Consider the following 7,910-nt stretch of genomic DNA (forward strand, 5'->3'; position numbering starts at 1 on the left):
CCCCTAAAGCGCCCCTGACGGGGCAAAAGCTGGGGCGCAGCCCCGCTTTTGAGGGGCGCGGGGAACTGCGCGGCCAGCCCCCACTCACCCGCAGACTCAAGCGCACGGGCAGGGGGTGTTCAGCCCCCGGCGACGGGCCGCGCAGATGCCGTGCCACGTGTCACCCGGTCCGACTGCGGTGGGCGGCGGCTGCCGAGCGGTGTCACCGGCGTGCGCTCCGAACGGCTCAGATGCGGCCCGGGCGCCATGTGCCCCGGCGGCCGGGCCGGCCGGGACGCGGCCACCGGCTCACGCACCACCGGCTCCTGCTCACCGGCACCCGCCGGGCTGCCGATCGGGGTGAGGGCCGCCGGCACGGGAACCTCGGCCGGAGCGGCGCCACGCCGGCGGTCGCGCCAGGCGTCACGCAGGTCGAAGATGCCGGACTCGGCACGCGCGATCAGCGGCTCGAACCACGGCAGCGCCAGCAGGATCAGCAGCCCCGCGGCCCAGCCGAGCACCACATCGCTCAGCCAGTGCGTACCGAGGTACACGGTGGTCAGGCCGACGCCGAGGGAGACCACGGCGGAGAAGGCGGACAGCCAGCGGCGAGCGTTCGGCGTCGAGGCCAGGTAGGCGAGGATGCCCCAGGTCACGACGGCGTTCGCGGTGTGCCCCGAGGGAAATATGTCGCCGCCCAGCCACATCTCGTTCGAGCCGACGCTGGTCGCGTAGTGCGGACCGAGACGGCCCATGCTGATCTTCGCCGCGCCGACCGTGAGGTTCAGGAGCAGCAGCGAGGCGCCCAGTGTGAGCAGCGGGCGCAGTGTGTGCTGCCGCCAGGAGCGCCAGCCCAGCCAGGCCGCGATCATCACGGCGGTGGGGCCGCGCTGGCCCAGGACCACGTAGTAGTCGAGGAACGCGTGGATCTCCGGCCACTGCTGGTACGGCCGGAAGAACATGACCTGCCAGTCGAGCCTGACCAGCCATGAGGTGATCACGACGGCCCACACGATGGCCGCGTAGAAGGCGAGCGTGGACGCGAAGAGGACCACCCGGTGCCGGCTCATCCTGGGCACGTCGATGTGGGCCGGCCGTTCCGGCTCACGGTCCAGCCGGGCGAAGACCCGGTCCAGGCGAGTCAGCTTTCGTTCGGTACGCACCCAATCGACGTTACAGCGAGTGAGCTGTGTTCCAGGCCGAAGCACCGTCTTTGTGATGACGATGTGATGTGGGATTGCTCTCAGAAGGGGGTTTATCGCCGTGGATTATGGAATCCCCCGTCCGCTCTTCCTTCAATTCGATTGATCATTCCGGAGCGGAGTTTTATGGCGCTTTCGAATTCGTTCACCGAATGCTTGCGCGCGCTTCTCCCCGCGCTCACCGGCAACCGTGTGTGATCACGGCGGACCTGACCCGTTCAGCCACCAGGCGCCGTACACCGCCGACGCCACCGCCACACCGCCCAGCACCCACACCGACCTGGACGTTCGCAGGCGGGCGAGGGCCAGGGCGAGGGGCAGCAGCAGGGGGAAGGCGGGCAGCAGAAGGCGTGGTTTCGAGCCGAAATAGCTCGACGCGCACAGCGCGAGGGCGGTGACGACCCCCGCGTACACCAGGAGCGGCAACGGCTGCCGCTGCCGTACGCAGATCACGTACAGCCGTACGAGCAGGCCGACCCCGGCGATCAGGGCCAGCCCGGCCAGGGCCGACGGGAACGAGGTGAACTTGTCGGCGACGAACCGGGCGAACGCGTAACCGCCGTCGAAGCCGTTGCGCCAGCCCGCCTGGACGTCGAGATAGCCGAGCGGGCCGCCGCCCGTGCGATGGCCGACCCACAGGACGTAGCCCGCGGCGCCGAGGGGCGCGATCAGCATCGCCAGGGCGCGCCGCCACCGGGACGCGCCCTCCCCGCCGGGCACGCTCCGCTCCCGTACGAAAGAGGCGATCGCCGTCACCCACACGGCCGCAACGACCGCCGCGCCCACCGGCCGGGTCAGCCCGGCCAGCGAGGCGAGCAGGCCCGCCGTCAGCCAGCGGCCGGTCAGGACCGCGTACAGCGACCAGGCCGCGAGCGCCGTGAACAGCGACTCGCTGTACGCCATCGACTGCACGACGCCGACCGGCAGGACCGCCCACAGCAGCACGGCGCAGACCCCGGCCCGGCGGCCGTACACATGGTCCGCGACCGCGAAGATCCCCCAGGCCGCCGCGAACGACGCGAGCCAGCTCACCAGCAGGCCCGCGTGCGCGGCGGAGAGAGGGGACACCGCCGACACGGCCCGCTCCAGCCAGGGGAGCAGCGGGAAGAAGGCGAGGTTGGAGTGGACGTCGCCGTTGGGCAGGCGCACCTCGTAGCCGTAACCCAGCTCGGCGACCCTGGAGTACCAGAGGGAGTCCCAGCGGGCCGAGAGCAGCCGCAGCGCGCTCTGGTCCCGTGCGGCGCTCCACACCGCGAGCACCACCATGCCCAGCGCGCGCACCGCCGCGTACCCGAGGAGCGCGGGCGCGGCACTGCGCCAGGACGGCCCCGGACGGGGCGGCGCGGCAGGCGTCTCAAGATCGGTCACGGGCTCGATTATCGAGGGGGCCCGCAATCGCGGACCCCGGCGGGGGCGTGCCCGGACACGGGGCGGGCGCGCAGCGGCGTGGCGCACGCCACACGTGTCCCAGAAGAACGTGAGAGGTCCGCCACCCGACGCCGGGAGGAACTCGCGTACTCTGACGTCTCACTCGCCTTTGTTGCGTGGGCCGGGACACCGCTCCTCCCGAGCCGCAGCCGCAGGGAGTCCCCACCCAGCGGATCGCCGAACGCGAGGGAACATCTGGGAGGTACGTACATGTCCGGGACGACCACGGCCGCCGCGCGTCGCCGTCGGGAGACCGGGGCCGGTGCAAACCGCTGGGTCGTCCTCGTGGTGCTGTGCGTCAGCCTGCTCCTGGTCGCCGTCGACGCCACGGTGCTCCACGTCGCCGTGCCCGCCGTCACCGAGGACCTCACGCCCGGCGCGATAGAGCTGCTGTGGATCGTCGACATCTACCCGCTCGTCTGCGCCTCGCTCCTCATCCTCTTCGGCACCCTGGGCGACCGGATCGGCCGCCGGCGCGTCCTCCTCCTCGGCTACGCGCTCTTCGGCGTCGCCTCCGCCGTCGCGGCCCTCGCCGACAGCGCGCAGGTGCTGATCGCGGCGCGCGCCCTGCTCGGCGTCGGCGGCGCGATGATCATGCCCGCGACGCTGTCCATCCTGCGGCAGGTCTTCCCCGCCCGGCGCGAACGGGCCCTCGCGATCGGCGTCTGGAGCGCCGTCGCCGCGGTGGGCGCGGCCGTCGGACCGCTCCTCGGCGGATTCCTCCTGGAGCACTTCTGGTGGGGTTCGGTCTTCCTCATCAACATCCCGCTGATGCTCGTCAGCCTGCCCGTCGGGCGGCTCCTGCTGCCCGAGTCCAAGGGCGAGCGCGACGGGCCGTGGGACGTCGTCGGCGCGCTGATGGCCGCGGCCGGACTCTTCGGAGTCGTCCTCGGCGTGAAGCGGCTCGGCGGCGGAGAGGACCCGCTGAGCTTGTTCACGGCCGTGCCGCTGCTGGCGGGGGCCGGCCTTCTCGTCGCCTTCGTACGGCGCCAGCGTCGGCGCCGGCATCCGCTGATCGACCTGACGATGTTCTCCCGGCCTGCCTTCAGCACGTCCGTCGGCTGCATCGTGCTGGCGATGCTCGCGCTGGTCGGGCTCGAACTGATCGCCGCGCAGTATCTCCAGCTCGTGCTGGAACTCTCCCCGCTGGAGACCGGGCTGCGGCTGCTGCCGCTCACCGTCGCCGCGATGGCCGCGGGGCTCGCCGGGGCGAAGCTGCTGCAGCGCTTCGGGCCGCGGACCATGGTGTGCTTCGGTTTCTGCCTCACCGCCGCCGCGGTCGTCACCCTGACGGCGATGGGCGGCGAGGACAACGCCCCGCTGCTCCTGACCGGGTTCGTGATGCTCGGCTTCGGCCTGGAGGTCACGCTCTTCGGCGCGTACGAGTCGATGCTGAGCGAGGCTCCGCCGGAACAGGCCGGCGGGGCGGCGGCGATCGGCGAGACGTCGTACCAGCTGGGGGCCGGGATCGGGATCGCGCTCCTCGGGAGCGTGATGAACGCGGCGTACGCGCCCGGGCTCGCGTCCGTTTCGGGGGTGCCTCCCCAGGACGCCGCCGCGGCGGGGCATTCGCTGGGGGAGGCGTACGAGGTCGCTGCGCGGCTCGGTGGGGGGCCGGGTGAGGTGCTGCGGTCCGCCGCGCGGCATGCGTTCGTGCACGGGCTGCATGTGACGTTGCTGGTCAGCGCGGGGCTGTTGTTGCTGGGGGCGGTGATGGCGCTGCGGTTGCCTCGGGCGATGGAGTGTGGGGAGCCGGCGGGTCCGGCGGAGGTGCCGGGGCCTCGGCAGGGGGCCGGTGCGCCCGCGCGGGTCGAGTCCGTTCGCTGACCGTGCGTCGTGGCGCGCGCCCGTGCCTTTCCCGCCCGCACCGCCCGTGGAGGGGGGCTTGCACCGTGCGGGTTTCCCGTGGGGCATTCCCGCCGTCGGCGCCCGCGGGCCGTACCGGGTCGAGAGCCTTCCGGCGATCCTGGACGTGCGTCGCGCCGCGTCGTAACGTCGAGGATCGTCCGTAGTTACCACTGCTAGTTTTACGTGTCGGAGGCTCCCATGTCCGCTTCCTCGAAGCTGCCGCCGTTCGATCCCGCCGATCCGCTCGGGGTCGACGATCTGCTGAGCGTGGAGGATCTGGCGGTCCGGGACACCGTGCGGGCCTGGGCCGCGGACCGGGTGCTGCCGTACGTCGCCGAGTGGTACGAGCGGGGCGAGCTGCCCGGGATCCGCGAGCTGGCGCGTGAGCTGGGCGGCATCGGTGCCCTCGGGATGTCGCTCGACGGATACGGGTGCGCCGGGGCCTCCGCCGTGCAGTACGGCCTCGCCTGTCTGGAGCTGGAGGCCGCCGACTCCGGTATCCGCTCGCTCGTCTCCGTGCAGGGCTCGCTCGCGATGTACGCGATCCACCGGTTCGGCAGCGAGGAGCAGAAGGAGACCTGGCTGCCGCGGATGGCCGCCGGCGAGGTCATCGGCTGCTTCGGGCTGACCGAACCCGACCACGGGTCCGACCCCGCGGGCATGCGGACGTACGCCAAGCGGGACGGCGGCGACTGGGTCCTCACCGGACGCAAGATGTGGATCACCAACGGGTCCGTGGCGGGCGTCGCCGTCGTGTGGGCGCAGACCGACGACGGGATCCGCGGGTTCGTCGTGCCGACCGACCGCCCCGGGTTCTCCGCGCCGGAGATCAAGCACAAGTGGTCGCTGCGCGCGTCGGTCACCAGCGAGCTGGTCCTCGACGAGGTGCGGCTGCCCGCCGACGCCGTACTGCCGGAGGTCACCGGGCTCAAGGGCCCGCTCAGCTGTCTGTCCCACGCCCGCTACGGGATCGTGTGGGGCTCGATGGGCGCCGCGCGGGCGAGTTTCGAGGCGGCGGTGGAGTACGCGAAGACGCGTGAGCAGTTCGGGCGGCCCATCGGCGGATTCCAGCTCACCCAGGCCAAACTCGCCGACATGGCGGTCGAACTGCACAAGGGGATTCTGCTGGCCCACCACCTGGGCCGGCGGATGGACGCGGGACGGCTCCGTCCCGAACAGGTCAGTTTCGGCAAGCTCAACAACGTACGGGAGGCGATCGACATCTGCCGCACCGCGCGGACGATCCTCGGTGCCAACGGGATCTCGCTCGAATACCCCGTGATGCGCCACGCGACGAACCTCGAATCGGTGCTGACCTACGAAGGCACCGTCGAGATGCATCAACTGGTACTGGGCAAGGCGCTCACCGGTCTGGACGCGTTCCGGTAGGACCCCGCGCGGGGGTGTCCCACCGCGGCGCCCGGAGGCGGGTCCGGTGAGCGGCCCTGCCTAGCTCTGGTTGAAGAAGCCGTCCACACGGCGGGCGGCGGGCTCCCCGCTGACGATCTCGGTGTCGGCGGGGGTCAGCAGGAAAACCCGGTTCGACACGCGCTCGATCGAGCCGCGCAGGCCGAAGATCAGGCCGGCCGCGAAGTCGACGACGCGCTTGGCGTCGGCCGGCTCCATGGCCGTGAGGTTCATGATGACGGGCACGCCGTCGCGGAAGAGCTCACCGATGCCACGGGCGTCCCGGAAGCTGTCCGGGGTGACCGTGCCGATCCGTCGGCCCTTCTCCTCGGCGGCTTCCGATGCCACCTTGACCCGAGGATCCGTGACCCAGACCTCCCGGCTCCCGGTCTCGGATCCCTCGGCGTAGTCGTCGTCGTAGTAACGCTCGTCATCGTTGTCGTCGACGAGGCCAAGCCAGGCACTCGCCTTGCGCACCGATCCCATGGACGCCTCCTCTCACAGCGGTCTTCTCTCTTTCCGCATCCCCATGGTCGTGCATGATGCGGATGTCGCGCCAAGGGGATAGACGCCGCGCTGGGGTTTCGTGACGGTACTGGTGCACAGCGAATTCGTCGAGAGGCCGCGTACCCCAAGGGTCCTGCGCTACACCGCTGCTGACTGAGAGTGAAATATGATTCTTCACGGCGGACGGGTGACGGCTGGAGCGTACGGGTGAACGAGCCGCCACCAGGATGCCGCAGCTCAACGTCGTACACACCACGGGGGATCGTCGTGTTCGGAATCGTCAGGCCCTGCCGTCACCGGCTGGGAGAGAACCTCAAAACCCAATGGATGGCGCATTTGTGCGGGCTTTGCCTCGCGCTGCGCGGAGATCACGGGCAGTTCGCGCGCGTCGTCACGAACTACGACGGCTTGCTGATATCGGTTCTGACGGAGGCTCAGGCCACACCGGGAACGGAGTGGAGGCGAACTGCGGGGCCTTGTCCGCTGCGCGGAATGCGAAGCGCGTCGGTAGCGCAGGGTGAGGGCGCACGGCTCGCCGCGGCCGTTTCGCTCGTGCTCGCCTCCGCGAAGATGCGCGATCACATGGCCGACGGGGACGGGCTGCTGGCGCGCCGCCCCGTGGCGCTCGCGGCGCGCCGCGTTGCCACGAACTGGAGCCGGGCGGGCGCCAGGACCGGCTCGGCCGTCGGATTCGACACCGCGGTGCTGGTCGACGCGGTGGACCGGCAGGTGGGCATCGAGACGCTCGCCGGGCCCGGTACACCGCTGCTGACCGTCACCGAGCCGACCGAATCCGCGACCGCGGCGGCCTTCGCGCACACCGCGGTCCTGGCGGGCCGGCCCGGCAACGCGGCGCCGCTCGCCGAGGCCGGGCGGCTCTTCGGGCGGCTCGCCCATCTGCTGGACGCGGTCGAGGACCGGGCGGCCGATGCCGCGGCCGGTGCCTGGAATCCGCTCACCGCCACGGGGGCGTCCCTGGCGGAGGCCCGGCGGCTCGCCGACGACGCGCTGCACGGGATGCGGCTCGCGCTGCGGGACGTGGAGTTCACGGACGCGAAGCTCGCGCACGTGCTGCTCGTGCACGAGCTGCGGAACTCGGTGGACCGGGCGTTCGGGACGGCGTCCTGCTCGCACGCCACTTCGTACGGCAACCCGTACGCGCCGTCGGGCCCGGGTGGTCCGCCTCCGCCGCCCGAGCCGCCGCGGCGGGACCGGCGGGGGCTGCTGGCGGGGTGCGCGGTGTGGGTGGGCCTGGCCTGTACGTGCCAGATGTGCTGCGGGGAGTACCACGATCCGTGGTCGCGGGAGCAGAAGCCGGGGTTCTGTCAGCGGTGCGACTGCTCTGACGGATGCGATGGCTGCTGCGACTGCTGTGACGGGTGCGATTGCTGTTGTGACGGGTGTGGGTGCGATTGCAGTTGCTGAGGGCGGGAATCGGCTGCGGGTCCGCTGTGGCTGGCCGCGCAGTTCCCCGCGCCCCTGGAAGGCGGGGCTGCGCCCCTGCCTTCCATCCCCGCCGCGCCCGCAGGTACCTAGGGG

The 7,910-nt window shown here is 71.6% G+C and carries 6 protein-coding genes; 3 read left to right on the top strand and 3 right to left on the bottom strand.

The window, feature by feature from the left end; genetic code table 11:
• Positions 1–119: 119 nt before the first annotated feature.
• Together ACFWGJ_RS38900 and ACFWGJ_RS38905 are read right to left on the bottom strand one after the other, a co-directional pair.
• Entirely contained in the window at positions 120–1,142 is a 1,023-nt protein-coding gene (locus ACFWGJ_RS38900) for a phosphatase PAP2 family protein (protein ID WP_387333678.1), read from the bottom strand.
• Positions 1,143–1,379: 237 nt separating this feature from the next.
• Positions 1,380–2,549: a glycosyltransferase family 39 protein gene (locus tag ACFWGJ_RS38905; RefSeq protein WP_387333679.1), complete on the bottom strand. Its 1,170-nt coding sequence runs from the start codon at positions 2,547–2,549 to the stop codon at positions 1,380–1,382.
• Positions 2,550–2,819: 270 nt separating this feature from the next.
• Here ACFWGJ_RS38905 and ACFWGJ_RS38910 point away from each other — a divergent pair, with 270 nt between their 5' ends.
• Together ACFWGJ_RS38910 and ACFWGJ_RS38915 are read left to right on the top strand one after the other, a co-directional pair.
• A complete protein-coding gene (locus tag ACFWGJ_RS38910; protein ID WP_387333680.1) occupies positions 2,820–4,436 on the top strand; it encodes an MFS transporter in 1,617 nt (538 codons plus the stop codon).
• Between the two features lie 219 nt (positions 4,437–4,655).
• On the top strand, positions 4,656–5,846 hold the full coding sequence (locus ACFWGJ_RS38915; RefSeq protein WP_387333681.1) for an acyl-CoA dehydrogenase family protein: 1,191 nt from the start codon (positions 4,656–4,658) through the stop codon (positions 5,844–5,846).
• A 60-nt stretch (positions 5,847–5,906) separates the two neighbouring features.
• Here ACFWGJ_RS38915 and ACFWGJ_RS38920 read toward each other — a convergent pair whose 3' ends face one another.
• A complete protein-coding gene (locus tag ACFWGJ_RS38920) occupies positions 5,907–6,350 on the bottom strand; it encodes a cell division protein SepF (protein WP_210884040.1) in 444 nt (147 codons plus the stop codon).
• A gap of 288 nt (positions 6,351–6,638) precedes the next feature.
• Between ACFWGJ_RS38920 and ACFWGJ_RS38925 the strand changes: the two genes are divergently transcribed.
• Positions 6,639–7,796 carry a DUF5685 family protein gene (locus ACFWGJ_RS38925; protein ID WP_387333683.1) on the top strand — a complete coding sequence of 386 codons (1,158 nt, stop codon included), beginning with the start codon at positions 6,639–6,641 and terminating at the stop codon, positions 7,794–7,796.
• Positions 7,797–7,910 lie beyond the last annotated feature (114 nt).

Origin of the sequence: Streptomyces sp. NPDC060205 (assembly GCF_042728395.1) — a bacterium.
In the GTDB taxonomy this organism is placed as follows: Bacteria; Actinomycetota; Actinomycetes; order Streptomycetales; family Streptomycetaceae; genus Streptomyces.

What these genes read in the sequence shown, in the direction of transcription:
- ACFWGJ_RS38910 (WP_387333680.1), top strand. Translation starts at nt 2,820, where the DNA reads ATGTCCGGGACGACCACGGCCGCCGCGCGTCGCCGTCGGGAGACCGGG.
- ACFWGJ_RS38915 (WP_387333681.1), top strand. Translation starts at nt 4,656, where the DNA reads ATGTCCGCTTCCTCGAAGCTGCCGCCGTTCGATCCCGCCGATCCGCTC.
- ACFWGJ_RS38920 (WP_210884040.1), bottom strand. Translation starts at nt 6,350, where the DNA reads ATGGGATCGGTGCGCAAGGCGAGTGCCTGGCTTGGCCTCGTCGACGAC.